This window comes from Sphingomonas sp. CFBP 8760, from assembly GCF_014841615.1.
Classification (GTDB): Bacteria; Pseudomonadota; Alphaproteobacteria; order Sphingomonadales; family Sphingomonadaceae; genus Sphingomonas.
In genome coordinates, this window is record NZ_JACYUG010000019.1 from 39,830 (window position 1) to 63,358 (window position 23,529).

Here is a 23,529-nt window from a genome sequence, read left to right on the forward strand (position 1 = left end):
CCCCGCTCCCTGACGATCAGCCGCGCAGCGTCGCCCCCTGTTTGGCGGCGGCGGCGACGACCTTGTCGGCGATCGCCTTCAACTCCGCCTCGGTGAAGCTCCTGTCGCCGGGTTGCAGCACGATCTCGACCGCGACGGAGGTTTCGCCGTCGCGGGCGAACACGTCGAACACGCGGGCGGCGATGATCGCGCTCTTGTCGGCACCGCGGATCGCGCGGATCAGCGTATCGGCCTGAAGCGTCGACGGCACCAGAAAGGCGAAATCGCGACGCACCGCCTGCAGGGCCGGGGGCACGAAGGCGGGCCGCATGAAGCCGCTCGCCTTTCTGGCCGGGATCGCATCCAGATACAGTTCGACCGCGGCGACCGCGCCGGTGAGATCGAAGGCGCCCAGCAGCGCCGGGTGCAGCATCCCGAACCGGGCGAGGATTGTCTTGGGGCCAAGCCGCAGCGTGCCGGACTGGCCGGGATGCCATGCCTCGCCCGCTTCACCGAACACCTGAAGATTGTCGACCGGCGCACCGGCGGCGGCCAGCAGGGCCAGCGCCTCCGCCTTGGCATCATAGGCGTCGAACGACGCGGCCTTGCCCTCGCGCCAGCCGCGTGCGCGACGGTCGCCGGCAAGGATCAGGCCCAGCGTCGCCCGCTCCCCTTCCGCCAGATAACGGCGGCCGAGTTCGAACAGGCGGACGCTGCCCGCCCCGCGCCGCAGGTTGCGCGACGCCGCCGACAGGATGCCCGGCAGCAGCGACGGGCGCATCACCTTCAGATCCTCGCTGATCGGGTTGGCGAGGGTGAAGGCACCGCCACCGAACGGCGCCGCCTCCGCGTCGGACACGAAGCTCCACGTCACCGCCTCGTCCAGCCCGCGCGTGGCGGCGGCGCGGCGGACGCGGCGTTCCAGCTTCTGTTCGGGCGTCGCGGTCGGCCGGGCGACACCGGGCACGCGCGGCAACGGCACCGGCGCGACCTTGTCGATCCCCTCGATCCGGATGACTTCCTCGACCAGATCGGCGGTGCCGTCGATATCGCGACGCCACGACGGCGGCGTGACCCGCCAGTCGTCCCCGACGCCGAAGCCCAGCGCTTCGAGGATCGCGCGCTGCCGATCGGGCGCGACCGCCAGGCCACCAAGCGTTTCCGCCAGCGCCGGATCATAATCGTAATGCCGGGTGCCGAGCGGCGCTTCCCCTGCCCGCGTCACGGTGCTGGCAGTGCCCCCGCACAGGTCGAGCACCAGCCGCGTCGCGATGGCGAGGCCATCGTCGAGGAACGCAGGATCGACACCACGCTCGAACCGCTGGCGCGCATCGGAGGTCAGGGTCAGCGCTTGCCCCGTGCGTGCGATCGCCTCCGGATCGAAATAGGCGCATTCGATGACGATGTCGGTCGTGGCATCGGACACACCCGAATGCTCGCCGCCCATGATGCCGCCGATATCGTGGACCGCGACGTCGTCCGCGATCACGGTCATGCCGCCGGACAGACGATACGTCTTGCCGTTGAGCGCCAGCACCTCCTCGCCATCGCGCGCGGCGCGGGCGACGAGTCCGCCGGACAATTTGGCGCGATCGTAGACGTGGAGCGGACGGCCGAGATCGATCATCACGTAATTGGTGATGTCGACCAGCGCGCTGATCGGCTTCTGCCCGATCGCGGTCAGGCGGCGGCGCATCCAGTCCGGCGCATTGCCGTTGGTCGCACCGGTGACGGTCTGTGCGAAGAAGGCGGGGCATCCCGGCGCTTCGGTCCGCACGTCGGGGCCGGGGCCGTCGCCCGTGACCGGATCGACCCGCAGCGGCTTCAGCGTTCCCACCCCGGCGGCGGCAAGGTCGCGGGCGATGCCGCGCACGCCCATGCAATCCTGCCGGTTGGGGGTGATGCTGACGTCGATCACCGGATCGGTCAGGCCGGCATAATCGGCATAGCTGGCGCCGACCGGCGCATCGGCGGGCAGTTCGATGATCCCGTCATGCCCTTCGCCGATCTGGAGTTCGCGGGCGGAACACATCATGCCGTTCGATTCGACGCCGCGGATCGCCGCGACCTTCAGCGTGATGTCCGCCCCGGGCACCCAGGTGCCGGGACTGCCGAACACGCCGACCAGCCCGGCGCGGGCATTGGGTGCGCCGCACACGACCTGCATCGGTCCATTACCGGCATCGACCGACAGCACCTGCAATTTGTCCGCCTGCGGATGGCGTTCGGCGGACAGGATGCGCGCGACGGTGAACGGGGCCAGCACCGCGCCGGGATCGGTGACGCCTTCCACCTCCAGCCCGATGCGGGTCAGGGCGATCACGACCTCGTCGAGCGTGGCATCGGTGTCGAGATGCTCGGCGAGCCAGGAAAGGGTGAACTTCATGCGCCGACTCCCCCGGACAGCGTGGGTACGTCCAGGCTCGCGAAGCCGTAATGCTTCAGCCAGCGGATATCACCGTCGAAAAACGCGCGCAGATCGTCCATCCCGTATTTGAGCATCGCCAGCCGATCGATTCCGCAGCCGAATGCGAACCCCTGCCATTCGGCGGGGTCGAGGCCACAGGCGGCGATCACCTTCGGGTGCACCATGCCGCTGCCCAGCACTTCCAGCCAGCCACCGTTCTCGTCGTCGCCGGAGCCGCCGATCACGCGCTTTCCCTTCACCAGCGTATAGCCGACGTCGATCTCCGCTGAGGGTTCGGTGAAGGGGAAATAGCTGGGGCGCAGACGCAGCACGATATCCTCACGCTCGAAGAACGCCTTGAGGAACGTCTCCAGCGTCCATTTCAGGTGGCCCAGGGTGATGCCCTTGTCGATCACCAGCCCCTCGACCTGATGGAACATCGGCGTGTGGGTGGCGTCGCTGTCCGACCGATAGGTGCGGCCGGGCGCGATGATGCGGATGGGCGGCGGCTGATCCATCATCGTGCGGATCTGGACGGGCGACGTATGGGTGCGCAGCACGCGCTTCACCGTGCGCTCGTCGCCATCGGCAGGCATACCGGCGAGGTAGAAGGTATCGTGCATCGCGCGCGCCGGATGCGTCTCCGGAATGTTGAGCGCGGAGAAATTATGCCAGTCGGTCTCGATCTCCGGCCCGGTCGCCACCGCAAAGCCCAGATCGGCGAAGATTTCCGCCAGTTCGTCCATCACCTGGCTGACCGGATGGACCGTGCCGGTGGCGGACAGATCGACCGGCAGCGTCATGTCGAGCGTTTCGGCGGCAAGACGCGCGTTCAGCACCGCCGCGTCCAGTGCCGCCTTGCGTGCGGCGATCGCGGTGGTGACGGCCTCGCGCAGGGCGTGGATGGCCGGGCCCTGCACCTGTCGCTCGTCCGGGGTCATGCCGCCCAGCGTCTTGAGCAGGCCGGTGATGCGGCCCTGCTTGCCCAGCGCCTCCACCCGCACCGCATCGAGCGCGTCGGGGGCGGGAGCGGCGTCGATCGCGGCGAGCAGGGTGTCGCGCAGGCTGTTCAGGTCGTCAGTCACTTGTTGCTCCCGGGGATATCCGCAGCCGGCGGGCCATGCCCGGTCCGATTGCCCGATAGTCCCATTGTTCGTTGCGCGCTTCGATCGGATCGACTTTCCACGCCCGCCGCCATTCCTTCAACCGCTTCTCCCGCAGGATCGCGGCCTCCATCGTATCGTGCCGTTCGTACTGGACGAGGAACCCGATGTCGTACCGCCGCGTGAAGCCGGGGATCAACCCCTCACGATAGCGGAAGACGCGGACCAGCAGGTTCAACGTCACGCCGATGTACGAAGCATGGCGACAGCGATCGCCCCAGAACCAAACGGGGCGCCGGTGTTGCCACCGACGCCCCGTATCGCGTTACCGGTCGGACGGTGGCGTTACGCCGCCTGCTCCTGCTGCGGCAATGCAGCCTTCGCCTGTGCGATGATCGCGGTAAAGGCGCCTTCCTCGTTCATGGCGAGGTCGGCCAAGATCTTCCGGTCGAGCTCGATGCCGGCCAGCTTCAGGCCGTGCATGAACTGCGAATAGGTCAGGCCCTCGGCGCGGACACCGGCGTTGATGCGCTGGATCCACAGACCGCGGAACGTGCGCTTCTTCACCTTGCGGTCGCGATAGGCGTACTGCCCGGCCTTTTCGACGGCCTGGCGGGCGATCCGGATCGTGTTCTTGCGACGGCCGTAATAGCCCTTCGCCTGATCCAGAATCTTCTTGTGCTTGGCGCGGGTGGTTACACCCCGTTTGACGCGTGCCATTGTCTAGTTCCTTCCGCTCAACCGAGACCGTACGGTGCCCATGCCTTCACCGCAGCGGTGTCGGCCTTCGACAGCACCTTGGTGCCGCGATTCTGGCGGATGTACTTGCCGTTGTGGTGCGCCAGGCGGTGGCGCTTGCCGGCGACGCCGTGCTTCAACAGGCCGGTGGCAGTGAGCTTGAAGCGTTTCTTGACGCCGCTCTTCGTCTTCAGCTTGGGCATTTTGGTCCTTTCGGTAGGCGAAGCTGGGACAGCCGCGGCAGCCCTGAATGGCCGGGCAGTCCTGTAGCGCTTCGCTCGTGAAGCGCGCCCCTTAGCGGCGGGCGCGACGGATTGCAACCGATGCACCGGCCGCCGATACGACCGATGCGGAACCGGAACGGTCGTGAAGCGTCGGGGGGCGATGGACACCGTGACCGGACGCAACAACGCCGTCGATACCGACCGGACGGGCCGTCGCCGCCGGATCGCGCGCAACGTGGCGCTGGCCCTGCTGGGCTTGATCGCGGCGACATGGCTGGTCCTGTTCGTCACCAAGGGCCGGTTCCTGAAGGGATCGTTCGAGCGGATCGTCGGGTCGCTGACGCATCGCACGGTGGCGGTGGGGGGCGATTTCCAGCTCTATTTCGCGCCGTTTCGCATCAAGTTCGTCGCGGAGAAGCTGACGATCGCCAATCCCGGCTGGGCGACCCGGCCGCACCTGTTCTCCGCCGAGCGGATCGACACGCGGATCGCGCCGCTGTCGCTGCTGTTCGGCAAACGGCGCCTCTACACGCTCGACCTGACCGATGGCGCGGTCGATCTGGAATGGAACGCCGCGCACACCGCCAATAGCTGGACGTTCGGCGACAAGAAGGGCGGCGAGCCGCTGGCGTTTCCGCGGATCGACACGGCGACGGTGCGCGGCACCACGGTGCGCTATCTCGACCCACGGATGCAGTTGCTGGCGGACCTGGCGCTGGACGACATCGTGTCGAACGACGCGCGGATCGGCAAGGCGGTGGGGGTGAAGGGCACCGGCCGCATCCGCAGCGCGCCGTTCACGCTGACCGCGCGGCTGCTGTCGCCGGACGCCACCGCGAATCGCGGGCGCAACGAACTGGTCGCGCGGATCAGGGCGGTCGGCAACACGATCGACGTGGCCGGCACCCTGCCCTCGATCGCCGATATCGAGAACGTGCCGCTGTCGGTCGCGGCGCGGGGGCGCAACCTCGCCGCCCTGCTGGGCATCATCGACGTCGCGATCCCCAATACCCGCACCTATCGCCTGCGTGGACGGATGGTGAAGAACGGTGACGAATACCGCTTCACCAACCTGACCGGCATCGCCGGCAAGACCGACCTCGCCGGTCGGCTGACCGTCCTGAACGGCGATCGCATCCATCTCGATTCGGTGTTGACGACGAAGAGCCTCGACATCGTCGATGCCGCTCCGTTCATCGGCTACAATCCCGATATCGTCGAGACGCGCGGGGCGGTGGCCGCCGCCGCCGCGACCGGCGCGGCGCCGCAGCGCCTGCTGCCGGAAGCGGCCTTGCCGATCGAGACGATGCAGCGGTTCGATGCCGACCTGAAATGGACGATCGGCGTGGTCCGGTCGCGCAACATCCCGATTGCCGATATCGACCTGACACTGGCCCTGAAGAACGGGCGGCTGGCGCTGTCGCCACTCAGTTTCGCGATGGCGCGTGGCAACGTCGCGTCGGACGTGGTCTTCGACACCCGCCAGCGGCCCAGTGCGGTCAGTTACGACATCCGCCTGGCGCCGACGCCGATGGGGCGGCTGCTGGCGGGCTATGGCCTGGTCGAATCGGGCACGACGGGGATGATCAAGGGCCGTATCCAGTTGGCCGGACGCGGCGACAGCATTCATGATTCGCTGTCCACGTCGCGCGGACGCATCGCCTTCGTGATGCCGGCGGGTGCCTTGTCGGTGCGCAACGTCCAGCTGGCGGAACTGGATATCGGCACGTTCGCCCAGCGGATGTTCCAGGGGAAGCTGGACGAGCCGGTGCGGGTCAATTGCGGCCTCATCGCCTTTTCCGTCCGGCGCGGCGTCGCGGCGGCGGACCCGATCCTGTTCGATACGCGCAAGAACGTGATCGTCGGACGCGGTGGCTTCAGCTTCGGGACGGAAGCGGTCGATCTGGCGTTCCGCGCCGATTCGAAGAAGATCAGCCTGTTCTCCGGCCAGTCCCCGGTCGGCATCGGCGGGTATTTCGCGGCGCCCGCGCTGAAGGTGATCTCACCCGAACTGGTGAGCCGGGCGGGTGCCGCGCTGGGGCTGGCACTGGTGGCGACGCCGCCAGCCGCCCTGCTCGCATTCGTCGATGTGGGCGATGCCAAGGCGGCAGCCTGTGGGCCGGTGCTGGCCGGGGCGACCGCAGCGGCACAGAAGACGATCAAGGGCGAAAAGCGCGACGACGTCGGCAACGGCACCACGGCGACAGCGGAAGACGGCAAGCTGGGCAGCGGCCAGCGCAAGCAACAGCGGAAGAAGTTTCTGGGGATATTCTGATCTACCCCCCGTTCCGTTCGGAACGGGGGGTGATGGAATATTCGCCGGTTACATCGACCGCGGATCGGGGCCGAGACGGCCATCGTCGCGGTCGAGCGCGTCGATCCGGGCGATATCCTCCTCGCTCAGGACGAGATCGAGCGCGGCAAGATTGTCGCTCAGATGCTCCGCGCTCGACGCCTTGGGGATTACCGACAGGCCATGGGCCAGATGCCAGGCCAGCACGACCTGGGCGGCGCTGCGGTGATGGCGATCCGCGATGGCGGCGATGGCGGGGTCGGCCAGCAGGTCCTTGCCCTGTCCGATCGGACTCCAGCTCTGCGTCACGATGCCGTGCGCCTCGTGGAAGGCACGGGCTTCGCGTTGCTGGAAATGCGGATGGAGTTCGATCTGGTTGACGGCGGGGGTGACGCCGGTGGCGCCGATGATCGCCTCCAGATGCTCGGGCAGGAAGTTGGACACGCCGATCGAGCGGGTCTTGCCCGCCTCGCGCAGCCGGACCAGCGCCTGCCATGCCTCGACATAATCGTCGGCGGCGGGCACCGGCCAGTGGATCAGGTAAAGATCGACGGCATCGCGCCCGAGCAACGCGAGGCTTTCGTCCAGCGCCGCTTCCGCATCGCGGTGGCGATCGTTCCATAATTTCGTGGTGACGAAGGCATCGTCGCCTTTCAGCCCGTCGCCCACGCCGCGTTCGTTGCCATAGATGGCAGCGGTATCGACCAGCCGGAAACCGAGATCGAGCCCGCGTCGCACGATCAGCGCGGCTTGGGGATCGGGGATTTGCCACGTGCCCATGCCCAGCTGGGGGATGGTGTGGCCGTCGTTCAGGGTGATATCCATGCCCCACCCAACCGCCATCGGCGGGCGGCGGTTCCGATTGACCGGCGGGGCCGCATCGGCCAAGCCCCGCGCCCATGTTCGAAAAGATCATCGCCACGCTCGCCGGCTTCACGATCTGGGTAATCTCGTCCGGGGGCTATGTCGGCATCGCGCTGCTGATGGCGATCGAAAGCGCCTGCATCCCGCTGCCGTCGGAAATCATCATGCCCTTTGCGGGGTATCTGGTATCGACCGGGCGGTTCGACCTGTTCCTGGCGGCGACGGCGGGGGCGCTGGGGTGCAATCTCGGCTCGATCGTCGCCTATGAGGTGGGCAAGCGCGGCGGCCGGCCGATGGCGGAGCGATGGGGCCGGTATCTGCTGATCGGCGCGGACGAACTGGACGCGGCCGACCGGTTCTTCGCGCGCTGGGGCAATCTGGCGGTGCTGGTCGGGCGGCTGCTGCCGGTGATCCGCACCTTCATCGCGTTTCCCGCCGGCGTGGCGCGGATGCCGCTGGTGCCGTTCCACCTCTATACCTTCATCGGATCATGGCCGTTCTGCCTCGCGCTTGCCTGGGTGGGCATGAAGCTGGGCGACCAGTGGAACAGCGATCCGCGGCTGAAGGCGGCGTTCCACCAGGCCGATCTGGCGATCGGGCTGGTGCTGGTAGCGTTGATCGGCCTGTACGTCTGGCACCGCGTGCGCGGGATCAGGAAGAACCGCGCCTGACTTCCTGCCGGCGGACCTGCGCGATCAGCATCGCCAGCAAGGGCAGCGCGAGGCCGAGATAGAGCCACAATCCATGCCATGTCGTCCATCCCCACCAGTCGCTGGGGATGGTGCGCAGATCGCCATGCCGGAAACGCAGGTCGTACACCGCGCTCCATAGCGGGAAACGGTATTCAGGTGGCGCGAAGATCTCCGCCGCCGCGATCATCAGGTTGATCGCCATCGACAGGCCGAGCAGCCCGGCGGTCGCGATCCGCTGCCACCCATGGCGCAGGCTCGACCAGAACGGCGCGAGGCCAAGCGCGAACAGCCCCGCCATCGCCATCGCGTGGCGTGGCCCGGTGGCGTTGCCTCCGTCCCAATAGACATAGGCGGCGTTGACGAGCAGCCCGATCGCAACCACCGCGATGGCGACAAGCCCGATGCCTTTGCTCCGCCGGTCCTCGGCCAGCGAAGCGAGGCCGGGCACCGCCAGCACCAGTATCGGTGCGACCCAGACCAGACCGCGTCGATCGCCGAACACGATCTCGAACAGGACGGACAGGCGCGGCACGCCCAGCCCGAACAAGCCCTGCTGCATCCCCTCGAATCCCTGCACCCCGGCATAGCCGATGCGGAACGGCGTGCCGAACGCGATCAGGTTATAGGCAAGCAGCGGCATCAGCCCCGCGATCCCACCCGCCGCCGCCAGCCCGAGCAGGCGCACCCGATCGGGATGCCCCCGCAATCGCCACACGGCCCACAGGGCGATGGCGCTGCCGGCCAGCACCGCCTGATATTCCACCACCACGGCATAGCCCAGTGCCGCCCCGCCGAGCAGCGCCGGAACCCCACGCCCCCGTGCCGCCGCGCGGGCCAGCGCCCACACCGCGATCACGAACAGCGCCGCCACGGCGGCATGACCCATGATCGTCGTCGACAGCCCCCAGATCGGCGACCCCAGCGCATAACCGAGCGCGGCGACCAGCCCCGCCGCCGCACGGCCGGTCAACGCCAGCCCGAGATCGTAGAGCAGCACCGCCGCGATCGCGGTGAGCAACGCCGGTCCGGTGATCGCGGCCAGCCGCAACCGCCATTTCAGGAACCGGTCGAGCCGGGTATCACCGACCGACCTGACGATACCCGTCGCCCGATCGCCCGTCACCGCATCCGCCAGCGCCACGGCGGGAAGCGCCAGCAGCGTCATGCCCGGCGCCTTGTCCAGATAGACATGGCCATCGAACACCGCCTTGTCGATCGTCAGCGGCGCCCAGTGGTCGATACGCGCATCGCCCCGCTCGACCAGTTCGATCGCGGCGAACAGGCGGGTGGCGTTGTTGGGGTTACCCTCCCACGAACCGAACCAGCCGGTGGATAGCCAGACGAGCACGAACAGGAGGAGCGGGATCGATCGGGCGGGGGTCACGAGCGCAGGTCATGCCCCGCCGGCGGGGCGTTGCCAATGTCGTGCCCACGAATTTTCGATCGACCGCGATCGATTGCCCCCGGCATCCATGCCATCCTTTGGGATCATGACGATCGTCGGCGATCATATCCTCGCATGGCCGGGGCGGTGTCGTGTACGAGGCATAGATGAGCATAAAGAGCGCCGGGATATTCTGATGCACCCCGCCACCCGGCTGATGATACCCGCCCTGCTCTTGGCGGCCTGCCATGGAGCGGAAGGCATAACGCGAAGCGCGGATGCCATCATCGGCGATGTCGTCGTGACCGTCGCGATCCCGGACGGTCTGGAAGCAGGCGGCATTCCCGGCGGCCTGACGATACGCCGTCCAAGGGCGGAACAGACCCGCCGCCCGTCCGAGTTGACGCTGACCGCAGCGGGCGGCGTATCGCCGATCCCGCTGGACCGGGCGCATGGCACCGGCGCGGCCGCGATCCGCTATGGCCTGAAGCGGGAGGCCGGCGGGTCCGGCGGCGATGCGGTGACCCTGATCGCGGAGCGGCGTTGCGGCATGTTGCCGCTCAGGCTGCGCCTCGACACCCAGGTCGAGGAAAATGGCACGGTCGATCCGGCCCCGGTACTGGCGATGCTGGCCAGCGCGCGATGCTCACCGTCCGCCGGTAGGATGTCCGGGGCGGGGTAACCGCCCTTACGGTATGGCGCGCTCGTCCGCCTGACGCGCCTTGCGTTCGGCGCGGGCCGCGCGGGCCTGTTGCGCGAAGCAGCCGGTGGCGCCGCCCGCCCCGACCGTCGAGCAACTGCCGATCGTGTTGACGCCGCTGCCGGTGTCCATCACGCCCTGCGCACGGGCGGCCCAGCTCTGGTTCTGGGGCGTGACCTCGAAATTGCGCAGCTCCTTGGGGACGCGGAACTGTTCTTCGGCGGAACGGCGTTCGCACACCACGATCTCGTCACCGTCGTTGTTGGTCGGGCAACGCTCGTTGCCGTAGAGGACGAGAACGCCATTCACCGGCGCGCCGCGCCCGGTGCCCGACTGCTGCTGCACCGGACGCGGGCGCTCCGCCCCCGGCAGCGCCGCCTGTGCCGACACGGTCTGCACGCCAGGTGTCGCCGTCTGGGCCGCCAGCGGACCGGGCAAGGCCACGGCCAGCAACAGGGTGAACGCCATCCTCATCGTCATCACTCCCCTAAACTCCGTCAAATCCGCTTGGCGGCGGCGATGGCGACCTTGCACCCCAGCCGGATCACGCCGCTCAGGATCGGATAGCCGAACGCATTCTCCGCTCCTGCCGCCAGTGCGTGGTCGCGGTGTTCCAGTTCCTCGGCCTGAAAATCGGCGATCGCCTCGGTCAGTTCGGGATCGCTGTCGCCCAGATCGACCAGCTGCTGGGCGTAATGCTTGTCGATCTCCGTCTCGACCGCGGCGGTGCAGGCCATCGCCGCATCGGGACCAAGGGCGGCGGTGGCCGCGCCCAGCGCGAAACCGGCGACTTTCCACAGCGGCTGGAACAGCGTCGGCCGCACGCCCCGCTCCACGATCATCCGGTCGAAGAACGCACGGTGGAGTTCCTCCTGCGCGGCCATGTGGTGGATCGCGCGCGAGGCGGGATGCCGGTCGCCCAGCACCGCCAGTTGCCCCGCATAGATTCGGATCGCACCATATTCACCAGCCTGATCGACGCGGATCATCGCATCGGTGGCCTCGCGCCGGTCACCGGGTTTCCAGCCGCTCATCGTGTCGCCTTTCGCATCATCAGCACCAAGATGGTGACGGCCCCGCCCAAGGATAAGATGGCATTGAACCCGGCCAGCGAGATGCCCGCCAGCGTCCACGGCGCGCGGTCGCACCGGATCAGGGGCGCGCGCATAATCGCGGCCAGTCGCTCCGACGGGTCGAGCCCGGTGAAGTCGATCGTCGAGGTGCAGGCGGTGAAACCCGGCCACCAGCCATATTCGACCCCGGCATGGGCGACCCCGATCGCGCCCGACACCCCGATCGCCAGCGCGGCGAGCACGACCAGCCCGCTCCGCTCCCGCCCCGCCGGCACGAAGAAACCCAGCCCGGCCAGCGCCACGGCGGCATAATGCGGCCAACGCTGCCAGTGGCACATCTCGCACGGGTACAGCCCGCCCAGCAATTGCGCCCCCCACACCCCCGCCAGCAAGGCGACGGGCAGCAGGAAGGCGATCAGATGGGCAGCAGACGGCCGGGTCATGTGCTTACTTGGCGACCGGCTTCACCACCGGCCTCGTCGCGGCGGCGACCTGGGCCGGGCCACCGAGCCGGGCCACCGTCTTGAGCGCGTAGTTGAGCTGGAAGTCCTCGACGCCCTGCTTCTTCAGGCCATCGGCCGTGGCGGTGAAGCGGGGGTCTTCCTTGCTGTCCTCCTCCAGCGCGCCGTTATCCAGCTTGGCCTCGTTGAGCAGGTGGCGGCGCAGATCAGCCTCGCGCACCACCGGCCGATCCTTGTAATCGGGATCGGACAGCTGCGGCACGCGGATGTCGGGTTCGATGCCACCTTCCTGCACCGAATGGCCGGAGGGGGTGTAATAGCGCGCGGTGGTGATCTTCAGCGCGCGCTGCGGCCCCAGTTCGATCACCGACTGGACCGATCCCTTGCCGAAGCTGCGCTCGCCCATCACCACCGCGCGGTGATGGTCCTGCAAGGCGCCCGCGACGATCTCCGACGCAGACGCCGTGCCGGCATCGGTCAGCACCACGACCGGCAACCCCTTGGCCGCATCGCCGGGGAACATGCTTTCGGCATAATAACGGTCGATGTCGTTCCCGCGCCCGCGCTGCGACACGATCTCGCCCCGCTCCAGGAACAGGTCGGACACCGCGATCGCCTCCTGCAACAGGCCGCCGCCATTGTTGCGCAGGTCGACGACATAGCCGAGCGGCGCATGGCCCAGCGATTGCCGGATCGCGGCGATCGCGGCGCGTGTCTCGGTACCGGTATCCTTGGAGAAGGTGTTGATGTTGATGTAGCCGACGTCGCCGCGCACTTCCCACTTCACCGGTTTCTGCACGATGCGTTCGCGCACCATCGTCACGTCGATCGGCTTGTCCCGGCCCGCGCGGACCAGCGACAGCGTGATCTTGCTGCCGGGCGCGCCGCGCATCTTGGTCACCGCCTGATCCAGTGTCAGGCCATAGGCGAGTTCGCCGTTGATGCGCAGGATCAGGTCGCCCGCCTTGACCCCCGCACGGTCGCCGGGCGCATCCTCCTGCGGCGCGATCACCTTCACCGCGCCATCGTCCATCCCCACCGTCAGACCCAGGCCGCCATAGGCACCGTCGGTCATGATCCGCAGATTGTCGTACTCGATCCCGGTCTCGTACACCGAATGCGGATCCAGCGAGGCGAGCATCCCGTCGATCGCGCCCTTTATCAGGGTCTTGTCATCGACCTTGTCGACATAGTTCGACTTGATCCGCTGGAACACGTCGAGGAACTGATCGAATTCGCGATAGGTATCGGTATCCGCCGCCGCCATCGCCGCAGGTGGAATGACGGCAAGCGCCGCAACGATCGCAGTGGCGGTAAGAAGCGGACGACGCATCGGAAAACCCTGACGGCAAAACGGCAATCCCGCCATCGTAGCGGCAATCCCGCCCCCGTCAAAGCGCGCTGATCGTGAACCGCGGCTTAAACGGGGTGAAGGATCAGTGGATCAGCGCCGCTGCATCGACCGGCTCCCCCCGACGGCGCAGTTCGACGGTGACGTGCGGCCGGTCGCCCCGGCGCGCGCTGCCGATCACCGCTCCGCCACTCACCCGCCTGCCCGGCCGCACCGCCAGCGTGCCGAGCCCGGTCAGCACGCTGGTCCACCCCGCGCCGTGATCGACGATCACCGTGCCGCCATAGCCGCGAAACGCCTGCGCATAGCGGACGATGCCCCCTGCGGGCGCCACCACCGGCGACCCCGGCGCCACCGCGAAGGTCAGGCCGCGTGATCGCACCCCCGCCTCCGACAGGGTACCGAAGCCGGTGACGAGCCGCCCCGTCACCGGCAGGCGATAGGCCGAAGCGGCACGATCATCCTGTCTGGCATCCGAAGGCTTCGTCAGGCTGCGATGACGAAGCCGGGCAAGGCGGGATGCCAGTTCGGGCCGCAATCCGGCCAGTACAGCGCGCAGATGGATCAGGTCGTTGATCGATCCCGGCTGGACCAGCGTGGCGATCACGGGCGGGCGCCCCACCGCTTGCATGACGGCCAGCAGCCTTGCGATCGCCACCGTGTCGGGCCGGTCGACCGGCATCGGCGAGGCAGCGGGCAGGCTGGCACCGCACAGCAGCGCCATCGCCACGACACCGATCGCCCGCGCCTTCATCCTTCGCGGTGATAGGGATGGTTGGCGAGGATGCTGGTGGCGCGGAACAGCTGTTCCGCCAGCATCGCGCGGGCCAGCAGATGCGGCCAGGTCGCCCGTCCGAACGACAGCAGCAGATCGGCCCCCGCCCGCGCCCCGTCGTCGAACCCGTCGGCTGCGCCCAGCAGGAACCGCGCTTCGCGCACGCCGTCATCGCGCCAGCGACCAAGCCGCTCGGCGAAGGCGACCGATCCCAGTATCTCACCCTTCTCATCGAGCAGGATGCGCCGACCCTGCGCCACCGGCGGCGACTCGCGGCCGCCGGTGTCCGGCAGTTCGGTGACCCGCGTCGGCCAGGCGATCCGCTTCAGATAGCGATCGACCAGTTCCGCTTCGGGCGAGCGGGCGATGCGACCGCGCGCGACGATGTGCAGCAGCACCGGTTCAGCTGCGGGGCGTGCCCGCCGGCATCGGCGCGTCGGGCGCCGGCGCATCGCCAAACGACCACATCCGCTCCAGATTGTAGAAGGAACGAACCTCCGGCCGGAACAGGTGGACGATGATGTCGCCTGCGTCGATCAGCACCCAGTCGGCGGTCGGCAACCCTTCCACCCGGCAGGGGCGGCGGAACTCCGCCTTGATCCGCTCGGTCAGCTTCGCCGCCATCGAGGCGACCTGCCGGGTCGAACGACCGCTGGCGATCACCATGTAATCCGCGATCGTCGACTTGCCGGCGAGCGGAACGGAGACGGTTTCGACCGCCTGATCGTCGTCCAGGGATGCCAGGATCAACCGGTGCAGCGCCTCCACCTCGGCAGGGTCGGACGGCGTCGGGGCCGAAGGGCGGGAGGCAGAGGGAGTAGAGGCCAAGTCAGTTCCTTGAAGGGTGCAGCCCGAGGCGTATGTGCCAGTCGGGATCGCCGGCCCGAAGGCCGGTGGCGGACGTCGGATCGGGGCGGAAGCGCATCAGCACGATGGCCGGCAAACTCCACGTCGTCCATCGTTTCGCGGCCGACTGCGGTCGTCGATAGCGCCGCAGCCAGGCCATCGCGGGGGCCGCGAGGGCATGTCCGTCATACCCCGGACGCGTGACGACCGCAATCGGGATCGCACGCGCGATCCCGCGCCAGTCACGCCAGCGGTGGAATTGTGCCAGATTGTCCGCCCCCATGATCCAGACGAACCGCCGTTTGGGATAACGACGTTGCAGGGCGCGGATCGTATCGACGGTGTAACGCGTCCCCAATTTGGACTCGATCGTGGTCGCCCGGATCGGCGCCCGTCGTGCCATCGCCCGCGCCGACGCCAGCCGCGCGGCGAGCGGCGCCATGCCCCTGGCAGGTTTCAGGGGGTTGCCCGGTGACACCAGCCACCACGTCTCCTCAAGGTCCAACGCCCGATTCACGGCCAGCGTGACGTGGCGATGCCCACGGTGCGCCGGATTGAAACTGCCGCCGAGCAGGCCGGTGGGGGTCATGGCTCGACCAACCAATTCTCACGCTCGTGGTGGATGCGCAATAACTCCACCCGCCCCGTCGCGATCCGATAACGGATCAGGTAAGGCGTTTCATACACCAGCAGCACCCGGATGCCGTCGCGAAGCGGACGGCCACCATGCGGGAAATTTTCGAGAAAGTCTGCACGCTGGCGGATGGCTGCCAGCGTTCTGGCGGCATGATCGGGTTCGGCATCGCGGGTCAGCCAATCGTCGATCTTGCGCAGATCGTCCAGCGCCGGTCGCGACCAGATTATGTCGTGCATCGCCCACGATGCTTGGCGATCATCGCGTCCAGTTCCGTCATCACTTCAGCATGGGGGATGACGTCACCACGATCGACCGCGTCGATCCCCAGCTGGATAAAGGCACGATAGTCGGCGTCAGACTCGGCAACACGCTGCACCGCCTCAGCGACATAGTCCTCGTCCGACATGCCACGCGCCGCAGCACCAGCGGTGACGAGTGCCGAGGTCGTGGCATCGAGTGATGCGGTGATACGAACCATCTCGTTCATGCCTGTAGCCTAATCCCCTGAACCGGCCACTTCAACCACGCACCTGCCCGGCGCCGCGACCGACCCATTTGTAGGTCGTCAGTCCTTCCAGGGCGACGGGGCCGCGGGCGTGGAGACGACCGGTGGCGATGCCGATCTCCGCACCCAGCCCGAACTCACCGCCATCGGCGAACTGGGTGGAGGCGTTCCATAGCACGATCGCCGAATCCACCGCCGCGAGGAAGCGTTCGGCCACACCTTGATCGGTCGCGACGATCGCGTCGGTGTGGTGCGATCCGTGCCGGGTGATGTGTGCGATCGCATCATCGACGCCATCGACCAACGCGACGGAGGCGATCGCGTCGAGATATTCGGTATCCCAGTCGGTATCGTCTGCGGGATCGACGTCGGCCAAGGCCCCTATCCCGGCATCGCCGCGCACCGTGCAGCCGGCTGCCTGCAACGCCGCGACCAGCGCAGCGGCTTGCGGGTAGTCGCGGTCGATCAGCAGCGTCTCCATCGAGCCGCACACACCGGTGCGGCGCATCTTGGCATCGACGACGATCGCGGTCGCCATCGCCGGATCGGCGGACGCGTGGACGAAGACATGGTTGATGCCGTCGAGATGCGCCAGCACCGGCACCCGCGCCTCTGCCTGCACCCGCGCGACCAGCCCCTTGCCCCCGCGGGGTACGATCAGGTCGATCAGCCCGTCCGCCGCCAGCATCGCGCCCACCGCAGCGCGATCGGTCGTCGGCACCAGTTGCACCGCATCGTGCGGCAACCCGGCCTCGCCCAACCCGGCAGCGAAGGCGGCATGGATCGCGCGATTGCTGTCCCGCGCTTCCGATCCGCCGCGCAGGATCACGGCGTTGCCGCTCATCACACACAGTGCGGCGGCATCCGCGGTGACGTTCGGCCGGCTTTCGTAGACGATGCCGATCACGCCGATCGGCACGCGCACCCGCGACAGGTGCAGGCCGTTGGGCCGGGTACGTTCATCGATCGCCCGCCCGACCGGATCGTCGAGCGCGGCGACCGCCGCGATGCCGGCGACCATCCCCGCCAGTCGAGCGGGGTCGAGGCGCAACCGGTCGAGCAGCGCGCCGCTCAACCCCGCCCCGGCGGCACGCGCCATGTCACGATCGTTGGCGGCAAGGATCGTATCGGCTGACGCCTGGACTGCTGCCGCTGCCGCTTCGAGCCCACGCCGCTTGGCATCGGTCGGCAATCGCGCCAGTTCCCGTGCCGCGATGCGGGCGCCCCGTCCCATCGTCGCGATCAGATCGCCGGGTGTTTCGCTGTCAGCCATGACCGCGCGCTAGCATGGCGAGGGTCGCAGGACGAGGGGCGACAGGCACGCTGCCCCCCTCTCGCTGCCGCGATGTTCCGGTACCTTCCTTTTCCACCAGGACAGGAAGACAGTTCGCTTCAGTACACCCGCTTCTTCGGCTTGATGTACTCGATGTCGTCGGTCATCGTGTAGTCGTGGACGGGGCGGTAATCGATCGCCACGCCGCCGCCCTTGCCGCCCCAGCCGTCGAACCTGGTCAGCGTGTGCTTCATCCAGTTGGCGTCGTCGCGCTCCGGGAAGTCTTCATGCATATGGGCGCCGCGCGATTCCTTGCGGTTCTCGGCGGCCTTGATGGTCACCGACGCCTGCGCCATCAGATTGTCGAGTTCCAGTGTCTCGACCATGTCGGTGTTCCAGATCAGCGAGCGATCCTTGACGCCCACGTCCTGCAGACCGGCGTAGATCGACTCCATCTGGCTTACACCCTCGGTCAGCAGGGCCGAGTCGCGGAACACCGCGCAATGCTTCTGCATGGTGCGCTGCATCTCGGTCCGCAACTGCGCGGTCGGGGTCGCCCCCGATGCGTGGCGGAACGTGTCGAGCCGGTTGAGCGCCAGTTCCTCCGACCCCTTGGGCAGCGGATTGTGCGGCGTACCGGGCTTCAGCTGGTCCTTGATCCGCAGGCCGGTCGCACGGCCGAACACCACGAGATCGATCAGCGAGTTGGAGCCGAGCCGGTTGGCGCCATGGACCGAGACGCAAGCCGCCTCACCCACCGCGAACAGGCCGGGGACGACGCTGTCGGGATCGCCGTCGCGCAGGCGCACGACCTCGCCGTGATAATTGGTCGGGATGCCGCCCATGTTGTAATGGACGGTCGGCGTGACGGGCAGCGCCTGCCGCGTCAGATCGACGCCGGCGAAGATCTTGCCCGTCTCGGTGATGCCCGGCAGCCGCTCGGCCAGCACCTTGGGATCGATGTGATCGAGGTGCAGGTAGATATGGTCCTTGTGCGGGCCGACGCCGCGCCCTTCGCGCATTTCCATCGCCATCGACCGCGACACCACGTCGCGGCTGGCAAGATCCTTGGCCGACGGAGCATAGCGCTCCATGAACCGCTCGCCCTCGGAATTGGTCAGATAGCCGCCCTCGCCCCGCGCGCCCTCGGTGATGAGCACGCCCGCACCGTAGATGCCGGTCGGGTGGAACTGCACGAACTCCATGTCCTGCAACGGCAGGCCGGCGCGCAGCACCATCGCGTTGCCGTCACCCGTGCAGGTATGCGCGGAGGTGGCGGAGAAATAGCAGCGACCATAGCCGCCCGTCGCCAGCACGACGTTATGCGCGCGGAACCGGTGGATCGACCCGTCTTCCATGCACAGCGCGATCACGCCGCGGCAGACGCCGTTTTCCATGATGAGATCGAGCGCGAAATACTCGACGTAGAAATCGGCGTCGTACTTCAGCGACTGCTGGTACAGCGCGTGGAGCATCGCATGGCCGGTGCGATCGGCGGCGGCGCAGGTGCGCTGCACCGGCGGGCCCTCACCCATGTTCTGCATGTGGCCACCGAACGGGCGCTGGTAGATGGTGCCGTCGTCGTTGCGGCTGAACGGCACGCCGGCATGCTCCAGCTCGTAGACCGCCTGCGGGGCTTCGCGACACAGATATTCGATCGCGTCCTGATCGCCGAGCCAGTCGGAACCCTTGACGGTATCGTACATGTGCCACGACCAGTGATCGGGCGAATTGTTGCCGAGCGAGGCGGCGATGCCGCCCTGCGCCGCGACGGTATGCGACCGGGTCGGAAACACCTTGGTGATGCAGGCGGTCTTCAGACCCGCCTCGGCGATGCCCATCGTGGCGCGCAGGCCGGAACCGCCCGCACCCACGACGACCGCGTCATAGGTATGGTCGATGATCTTGTAAGAGGCGGGCATCAGGCAGCGGCTCCGAGCGCGATCTTGAGGATGGAGAAGAGGGCGGCACCACCGGTCGCCACCACGAAGAAGTTCAGCAGGACCATGAACACGATACGGCTTTCGTCGTGCTGGTAATCCTCGATCACGATCTGCAGGCCCATGCGGAAATGCCAGAAGACCGACAAGATCAGCAACGCCATCGGGATCGCGACCCAGGCGTTTTCCATCCACATCCGCATCGTCGTGTAGTCATAGGCCGGCTGGCGGGCGATCGACACGATCAGCCACAGCATCAGCAGGAAGTTCGATCCCGCGGTCAGCCGCTGGTACCACCAATGGTGCGCGCCTTCCCTGGCGGAGCCGAGGCCACGCACGCGGCCGAGAGAGGTGCCCGAACGCATCACTTCATCCCCATGTAGAGCCAGAACAGCGCGGTCAGCGCGACCGAGACGAACATCGTCGCCATCGCCCAGCGCTTGTTGGTCCGGAGTTCGTAACCGGCGCCCATGTCCAGGAACAGGTGGCGCACGCCCGTGGCCATGTGCTGGAACAGCGACAGCGTCAGTCCGATGCCGATGACCAGGCCCAGAATGTTGAGCGCACCGGATTCGGTCGTGAACACGTCGCGGAAGGTGGCGTAGCTTTCCGCGCCGCCCGCCAGCGCCGCCAGCCACCAGACCATCAGCAACGTGCCGACGGTCGCCATGCCGCTGCCGGTCACGCGGTGCAGGATCGACACCAGCATGTGCGGCCCCCACCGCCATATCTGGAGGTGCGGGCTAAGCGGGCGAGCAGGATTGCGCGATGCCAAAGGGCTGGTCCTCGATCCGAACGGTGGTACCTGCGCCTATGAGGCGCGAGGGCCGGCGATGCAAGTATCTCCACCATATGGCCGGGGTCGGGCGCCATAAACCTGCCCTTACCTAACCATGTGTTAACTCCGGCGCCCTAGCATGACCGCACGTTCAGCAGGAAAGTCGTCAGCGTCATGGATTTCCCCACCCCCGGCTCGATCGCGGCCGGTATCGATATCCAGGCCCGGATCAGGGCATTCGACGGCAGCGATCGATCGCTGGTCCGTGCCGCCGCCGCGCTGTGGACCGTCATCGAACCAAATGCGCATGAGATCGTCGAGGCTTATTGGGCGCATTGGCGCTTCGCCAATCCCGGCGCGCCGGAATGGACCGCGATGGACCAATCCCGCCGGATGGATGCGGGGATGCGGTATCTGCGCGACCGGTTCAACGATCTGTCCGGCATCGCCTGGGTCGAATCGCTGGAACGCGCCGTCGCGTCGGCTTGCCATGCCAATGTGTCCACCATGGATCTGCTGGCGATGTCCTGCGCCAGCGACCGGGCCGCGCTCAAGGTGCTGTTGGCCAACGTCCCGCCCGGGGACCCGATGCTGCCGGTCCATATCGACGTACTGATGCGGTTGTTCGGCATGGAAACCGAATTGACGGTGGAATTGTTCGCGGGCTTCGCCGCGCACCGGACGCAGTTCGCGCGGGATCGCCTCGCCTCCGATTTCCGCGACAGCATCGCGGCCACGACGGATGTCGCGATGCACGAAGGCGTGCAACTGCGCGACCAGAGCAACCGGGCATCGAACTTCGCGCGCGGCATGCTGGGCAAGGCATCGGAAGTGGCCGCCGCCGCCGAACAGTCCGCCGTGGCGATGCGCGAGGCGGCGCAGACCGCCGCCGGCCTGATCCGCGCGATCGAGGATGCGCGCGTCGAGGTGGAGGCCGCCGCCGAGATCGCCACCCGTGCCAGCGCGCAGGCGGGCCAGGCGGTCGGCATGTCCGAAACCCTGTCCGATCATGCCAAGTCGATCGAATCGATTCTCGGCCTGATCCGCGACATCGCCGGCCAGACCAACCTGCTCGCCCTGAACGCCACGATCGAGGCGGCGCGCGCGGGCGATGCCGGCCGCGGCTTCGCGGTGGTGGCACAGGAAGTAAAGAGCCTCGCAAGCCAGACCGCGCGCGCCACCGACGACATCGCCGCCAAGATCGCCGCGATCCAGTCCGCTACCCGCTCGACCGTGGAAACCAACGCCTCGATCAAGTCGACCGTCGCCGAGGTGCAGGAATCCGCCGAACGCATCCGTTTCGCGATGGAGGCACAGGCACAGACCGTGACCGCGATCACCGCCGCGGTCGACGAGACCGCGCTGGCCGCCGACTCGATGTCCGGCACGATCACCGCGATCCGCAAGGATACGGAAATGGTCGCCTCCGAAATCGATGGCGTCGGTCGCGGCTTCGATGCTCTCGATGGCCGGCTGGGCACGTTGAAGACCAGCGCGGGCGACTTTGCCGCCAAGGTCGCGGCCTGACCGACGGCCGATATCCTGCTGCCGGTGAACCGAGGGGGTAAGGGGAGGAACGACATGGCCTCCCCCGGCCCGCCACGCTACAGCGCGTGGCCATGACCATCCTTCTCACCGGATCGAGCCGCGGCATCGGCGCGGCGATCGCCACCACGCTGGCCGATGCCGGCCGCACCGTCATCGGCCACGGCACCGCCAGCGGCATTCCCGCCGATTTCGACGAACCGGGCGCGGGATCGGCGCTGTGGGATGCCGCGCTGGACCGGGCGGACGGCACGATCGACGTACTCGTCAACAATGCCGGCGTGTTCGAGGCCAATCCGCTGGAGGGCGACGACTGGCTGGCCGGCTGGGAACGGACGATGCGGATCAACCTGACCGCCGCCGCCGAACTCTGCCGCCTCGCCGTTCTCCACTGGCAGGCGCGCGATGTGCCCGGACGCATCGTCAACGTCGCCAGCCGCGCCGCCTATCGGGGCGACAGCCCGGCGCACTGGCATTATGCCGCCTCCAAGGCGGGAATGGTCGCGATGACCAAGACGATCGCCCGCGCCTATGCCAAGGACGGCATCCTCGCCTTCGCGGTCTGCCCCGGCTTCACGATGACCGGCATGGCGGACGATTATCTCGCCAGCCGCGGCGGGGACAGGCTGCTCGCGGATATCCCGCTGGGCCGCGTCGCCGAACCGGCGGAGGTCGCAGCGGCAGTCCGCTTCCTCGCGCTGGATGCCCCGCCATCGATGACCGGCGCGGTACTCGACGTGAACGGCGCCAGCTATGTCCGGTAACTGGAAGGTCACGCTGCCCTGCACCCGCGCGGAGGCGGAGGCGATCGACGCGGGCGACGGTCCTGCGCTCGATCCGATGCCGACGCTGGTGACCACCGAGGAAGTGCTGGACGACGCCGAACAGTGGCGGCTCGACGCCTATTTTGATCGCGAACCCGATGCCGCCGCGATCGCCGCGATCGCCGCACTGGCGCCCGCCACCGCCGCCCCGCCGACGGTCGAGCGATTGCCCGACGAGGACTGGGTGACGATGAGCCAGGCGGGCCTCGCCCCGCTGCATGTCGGCCGCTTCTTCGTCCATACCGGCGATGCGGCGGTACCCGAGGGCGCACACGGCCTGCACATCGCCGCCGGCCGCGCGTTCGGGACGGGGCATCACGAGACGACCAGCGGCTGCCTCTCCGCACTGGACGGAATGGCGCAGGCGGGTCGCCGTTTCGACCGGATCATCGACATCGGCACCGGCACCGGCCTGCTCGCCTTCGCCGCGTCGCATCTGTGGCCGGACGCAGCGATCGTCGCGACCGATATCGACGCCGTCGCGATCGACGTAACGCGTGAGAATGCGACGGCCAATGGCGTCGACGGCCTGCACCTGATCGTCGCGGACGGCGCGCTGGACGATGCGGTGACGGCGGCGGCACCCTACGACCTCGTGATCGCCAACATCCTTGCCGGCCCGCTCGTGTCGATGGCCCCCGAACTCGCCGCCATCGCCGCGCCCGGCGCGACGATCCTGCTTGCCGGCCTGCTGGAGGTGCAGCGCGACGCGGTGGAGGCCGCCTATGCCGCCTGTGGCTGCACGCCCCTCACCACCGACCGCCGCAACGACTGGAGCGTCCTGACGCTGCGGGCGGGCGCGGAACGGTTCGTGCCGGCAGGCCCGTTCGATCCGAAGGGGCGCGACGGATGGGCGCTGGATATTTAGAGCCGGATGACATCAGGTTGAACCGGATGTTCGTCATGGCGAGCGGAGCGAAGCAATCCAGGGCGTCTTGGTCCGGCGCTGGATTGCTTCGCTCCGCTCGCCATGACGGATGGGGTCAGACCAATGTCATCCCGCTCTAGTCACCTGGAACTGAAGTTCGTCTCATTGTTTTCTGACAGAAGCGTTTGACCGAGGCGAGGATGTCGTCGGCGGATTTGACCCATTTGTAGGGTTTGGGTTTCTCGTTGTGGGCGACGATGAAGGCGGCG

The 23,529-nt window shown here is 67.8% G+C and carries 27 protein-coding genes and 1 pseudogene; 6 read left to right on the forward strand and 22 right to left on the reverse strand.

What is annotated here, in order from left to right:
* Window positions 1-16 precede the first annotated feature (16 nt).
* From pheT to rpmI, 5 genes are all read right to left on the reverse strand, one after another.
* Window positions 17-2,365: a phenylalanine--tRNA ligase subunit beta gene (pheT, locus tag IFT82_RS17300; RefSeq protein ID WP_192129149.1), complete on the reverse strand. Its 2,349-nt coding sequence runs from the start codon at window positions 2,363-2,365 to the stop codon at window positions 17-19.
* Entirely contained in the window at window positions 2,362-3,471 is a 1,110-nt protein-coding gene (pheS, locus tag IFT82_RS17305) for a phenylalanine--tRNA ligase subunit alpha (RefSeq protein WP_192129151.1), read from the reverse strand. The genes pheT and pheS overlap by 4 nt, the downstream gene beginning before the upstream one ends.
* Entirely contained in the window at window positions 3,464-3,733 is a 270-nt protein-coding gene (locus tag IFT82_RS17310) for a GIY-YIG nuclease family protein (RefSeq protein WP_446740985.1), read from the reverse strand. The genes pheS and IFT82_RS17310 overlap by 8 nt, the downstream gene beginning before the upstream one ends.
* Before the next feature lie 101 nt (window positions 3,734-3,834).
* The gene (gene rplT / locus IFT82_RS17315) at window positions 3,835-4,209 is read right to left on the reverse strand and encodes a 50S ribosomal protein L20 (protein ID WP_192129153.1); all 375 of its coding nucleotides are present in this window, start codon (window positions 4,207-4,209) and stop codon (window positions 3,835-3,837) included.
* A gap of 17 nt (window positions 4,210-4,226) precedes the next feature.
* The gene (gene rpmI, locus IFT82_RS17320; RefSeq protein WP_192129155.1) at window positions 4,227-4,430 is read right to left on the reverse strand and encodes a 50S ribosomal protein L35; all 204 of its coding nucleotides are present in this window, start codon (window positions 4,428-4,430) and stop codon (window positions 4,227-4,229) included.
* 181 nt (window positions 4,431-4,611) lie between these two features.
* Between rpmI and IFT82_RS17325 the strand changes: the two genes are divergently transcribed.
* Window positions 4,612-6,726: an AsmA family protein gene (locus IFT82_RS17325; RefSeq protein WP_192129214.1), complete on the forward strand. Its 2,115-nt coding sequence runs from the start codon at window positions 4,612-4,614 to the stop codon at window positions 6,724-6,726.
* Window positions 6,727-6,774: 48 nt separating this feature from the next.
* Here the strand turns inward: IFT82_RS17325 and IFT82_RS17330 are convergent, their stop codons facing one another.
* On the reverse strand, window positions 6,775-7,569 hold the full coding sequence (locus tag IFT82_RS17330) for an aldo/keto reductase (protein ID WP_192129157.1): 795 nt from the start codon (window positions 7,567-7,569) through the stop codon (window positions 6,775-6,777).
* 74 nt (window positions 7,570-7,643) lie between these two features.
* On the opposite strand from IFT82_RS17330, the gene IFT82_RS17335 reads away from it, so the two are divergent.
* A complete protein-coding gene (locus IFT82_RS17335; RefSeq protein WP_192129160.1) occupies window positions 7,644-8,279 on the forward strand; it encodes a DedA family protein in 636 nt (211 codons plus the stop codon).
* Here the strand turns inward: IFT82_RS17335 and IFT82_RS17340 are convergent.
* A complete protein-coding gene (locus IFT82_RS17340) occupies window positions 8,260-9,684 on the reverse strand; it encodes a hypothetical protein (protein WP_192129162.1) in 1,425 nt (474 codons plus the stop codon). The genes IFT82_RS17335 and IFT82_RS17340 overlap by 20 nt on opposite strands.
* Window positions 9,685-9,880: 196 nt before the next feature.
* On the opposite strand from IFT82_RS17340, the gene IFT82_RS17345 reads away from it, so the two are divergent.
* Window positions 9,881-10,366, forward strand: coding sequence for a Tsi3 family protein (locus tag IFT82_RS17345; RefSeq protein ID WP_192129164.1), 486 nt, complete (start codon window positions 9,881-9,883; stop codon window positions 10,364-10,366).
* Window positions 10,367-10,372: 6 nt separating this feature from the next.
* On the opposite strand, the gene IFT82_RS17350 is transcribed toward IFT82_RS17345, so the two are convergent.
* The 14 genes from IFT82_RS17350 to sdhC form a co-directional block, all read right to left on the reverse strand.
* Window positions 10,373-10,858: a hypothetical protein gene (locus tag IFT82_RS17350; RefSeq protein WP_192129166.1), complete on the reverse strand. Its 486-nt coding sequence runs from the start codon at window positions 10,856-10,858 to the stop codon at window positions 10,373-10,375.
* 23 nt (window positions 10,859-10,881) lie between these two features.
* Window positions 10,882-11,418, reverse strand: coding sequence for a demethoxyubiquinone hydroxylase family protein (locus IFT82_RS17355; RefSeq protein WP_192129168.1), 537 nt, complete (start codon window positions 11,416-11,418; stop codon window positions 10,882-10,884).
* Window positions 11,415-11,900, reverse strand: coding sequence for a disulfide bond formation protein B (locus IFT82_RS17360; RefSeq protein ID WP_192129170.1), 486 nt, complete (start codon window positions 11,898-11,900; stop codon window positions 11,415-11,417). The genes IFT82_RS17355 and IFT82_RS17360 overlap by 4 nt, the downstream gene beginning before the upstream one ends.
* A gap of 4 nt (window positions 11,901-11,904) precedes the next feature.
* On the reverse strand, window positions 11,905-13,251 hold the full coding sequence (locus tag IFT82_RS17365) for a S41 family peptidase (protein ID WP_192129172.1): 1,347 nt from the start codon (window positions 13,249-13,251) through the stop codon (window positions 11,905-11,907).
* A gap of 103 nt (window positions 13,252-13,354) precedes the next feature.
* Window positions 13,355-14,023 (reverse strand): murein hydrolase activator EnvC family protein, encoded by a 669-nt coding sequence (locus tag IFT82_RS17370; protein ID WP_192129174.1) that lies wholly within the window; start codon window positions 14,021-14,023, stop codon window positions 13,355-13,357.
* Window positions 14,020-14,442, reverse strand: coding sequence for a 23S rRNA (pseudouridine(1915)-N(3))-methyltransferase RlmH (locus tag IFT82_RS17375; RefSeq protein ID WP_192129175.1), 423 nt, complete (start codon window positions 14,440-14,442; stop codon window positions 14,020-14,022). Before IFT82_RS17375 ends, IFT82_RS17370 begins: the two co-directional genes overlap by 4 nt.
* A 4-nt stretch (window positions 14,443-14,446) precedes the next feature.
* The gene (rsfS, locus tag IFT82_RS17380) at window positions 14,447-14,812 is read right to left on the reverse strand and encodes a ribosome silencing factor (RefSeq protein WP_192129220.1); all 366 of its coding nucleotides are present in this window, start codon (window positions 14,810-14,812) and stop codon (window positions 14,447-14,449) included.
* 61 nt (window positions 14,813-14,873) lie between these two features.
* Complete coding sequence (locus IFT82_RS17385) at window positions 14,874-15,479, reverse strand: nicotinate-nucleotide adenylyltransferase (RefSeq protein ID WP_192129177.1); 606 nt, start codon at window positions 15,477-15,479, stop codon at window positions 14,874-14,876.
* A complete protein-coding gene (locus IFT82_RS17390) occupies window positions 15,476-15,763 on the reverse strand; it encodes a type II toxin-antitoxin system RelE/ParE family toxin (protein WP_192129179.1) in 288 nt (95 codons plus the stop codon). The genes IFT82_RS17385 and IFT82_RS17390 overlap by 4 nt, the downstream gene beginning before the upstream one ends.
* Window positions 15,751-16,014: a CopG family transcriptional regulator gene (locus tag IFT82_RS17395; protein WP_192129181.1), complete on the reverse strand. Its 264-nt coding sequence runs from the start codon at window positions 16,012-16,014 to the stop codon at window positions 15,751-15,753. The genes IFT82_RS17390 and IFT82_RS17395 overlap by 13 nt, the downstream gene beginning before the upstream one ends.
* 31 nt (window positions 16,015-16,045) lie before the next feature.
* Window positions 16,046-17,305 carry a glutamate-5-semialdehyde dehydrogenase gene (locus tag IFT82_RS17400; RefSeq protein WP_192129183.1) on the reverse strand — a complete coding sequence of 420 codons (1,260 nt, stop codon included), beginning with the start codon at window positions 17,303-17,305 and terminating at the stop codon, window positions 16,046-16,048.
* Between the two features lie 119 nt (window positions 17,306-17,424).
* A complete protein-coding gene (gene sdhA, locus IFT82_RS17405; RefSeq protein ID WP_192129185.1) occupies window positions 17,425-19,227 on the reverse strand; it encodes a succinate dehydrogenase flavoprotein subunit in 1,803 nt (600 codons plus the stop codon).
* Window positions 19,227-19,610 (reverse strand): succinate dehydrogenase, hydrophobic membrane anchor protein, encoded by a 384-nt coding sequence (sdhD, locus tag IFT82_RS17410; protein WP_192129187.1) that lies wholly within the window; start codon window positions 19,608-19,610, stop codon window positions 19,227-19,229. The genes sdhA and sdhD overlap by 1 nt, the downstream gene beginning before the upstream one ends.
* The gene (gene sdhC / locus IFT82_RS17415) at window positions 19,610-20,020 is read right to left on the reverse strand and encodes a succinate dehydrogenase, cytochrome b556 subunit (protein WP_192129189.1); all 411 of its coding nucleotides are present in this window, start codon (window positions 20,018-20,020) and stop codon (window positions 19,610-19,612) included. The genes sdhD and sdhC overlap by 1 nt, the downstream gene beginning before the upstream one ends.
* A 177-nt stretch (window positions 20,021-20,197) precedes the next feature.
* On the opposite strand from sdhC, the gene IFT82_RS17420 reads away from it, so the two are divergent.
* The 3 genes from IFT82_RS17420 (at window position 20,198) to IFT82_RS17430 (ending at window position 23,260) form a co-directional block, all read left to right on the forward strand.
* Window positions 20,198-21,550, forward strand: a complete 1,353-nt coding sequence (locus IFT82_RS17420) for a methyl-accepting chemotaxis protein (protein WP_192129191.1) — start codon at window positions 20,198-20,200, stop codon at window positions 21,548-21,550.
* 92 nt (window positions 21,551-21,642) lie between these two features.
* On the forward strand, window positions 21,643-22,332 hold the full coding sequence (locus IFT82_RS17425; protein WP_192129193.1) for an SDR family NAD(P)-dependent oxidoreductase: 690 nt from the start codon (window positions 21,643-21,645) through the stop codon (window positions 22,330-22,332).
* Window positions 22,322-23,260 carry a 50S ribosomal protein L11 methyltransferase gene (locus tag IFT82_RS17430; protein ID WP_192129195.1) on the forward strand — a complete coding sequence of 313 codons (939 nt, stop codon included), beginning with the start codon at window positions 22,322-22,324 and terminating at the stop codon, window positions 23,258-23,260. Before IFT82_RS17425 ends, IFT82_RS17430 begins: the two co-directional genes overlap by 11 nt.
* Before the next feature lie 136 nt (window positions 23,261-23,396).
* Here IFT82_RS17430 and IFT82_RS21040 read toward each other — a convergent pair.
* A pseudogene (locus IFT82_RS21040) lies at window positions 23,397-23,529 on the reverse strand (IS630 family transposase); the annotation flags it as partial.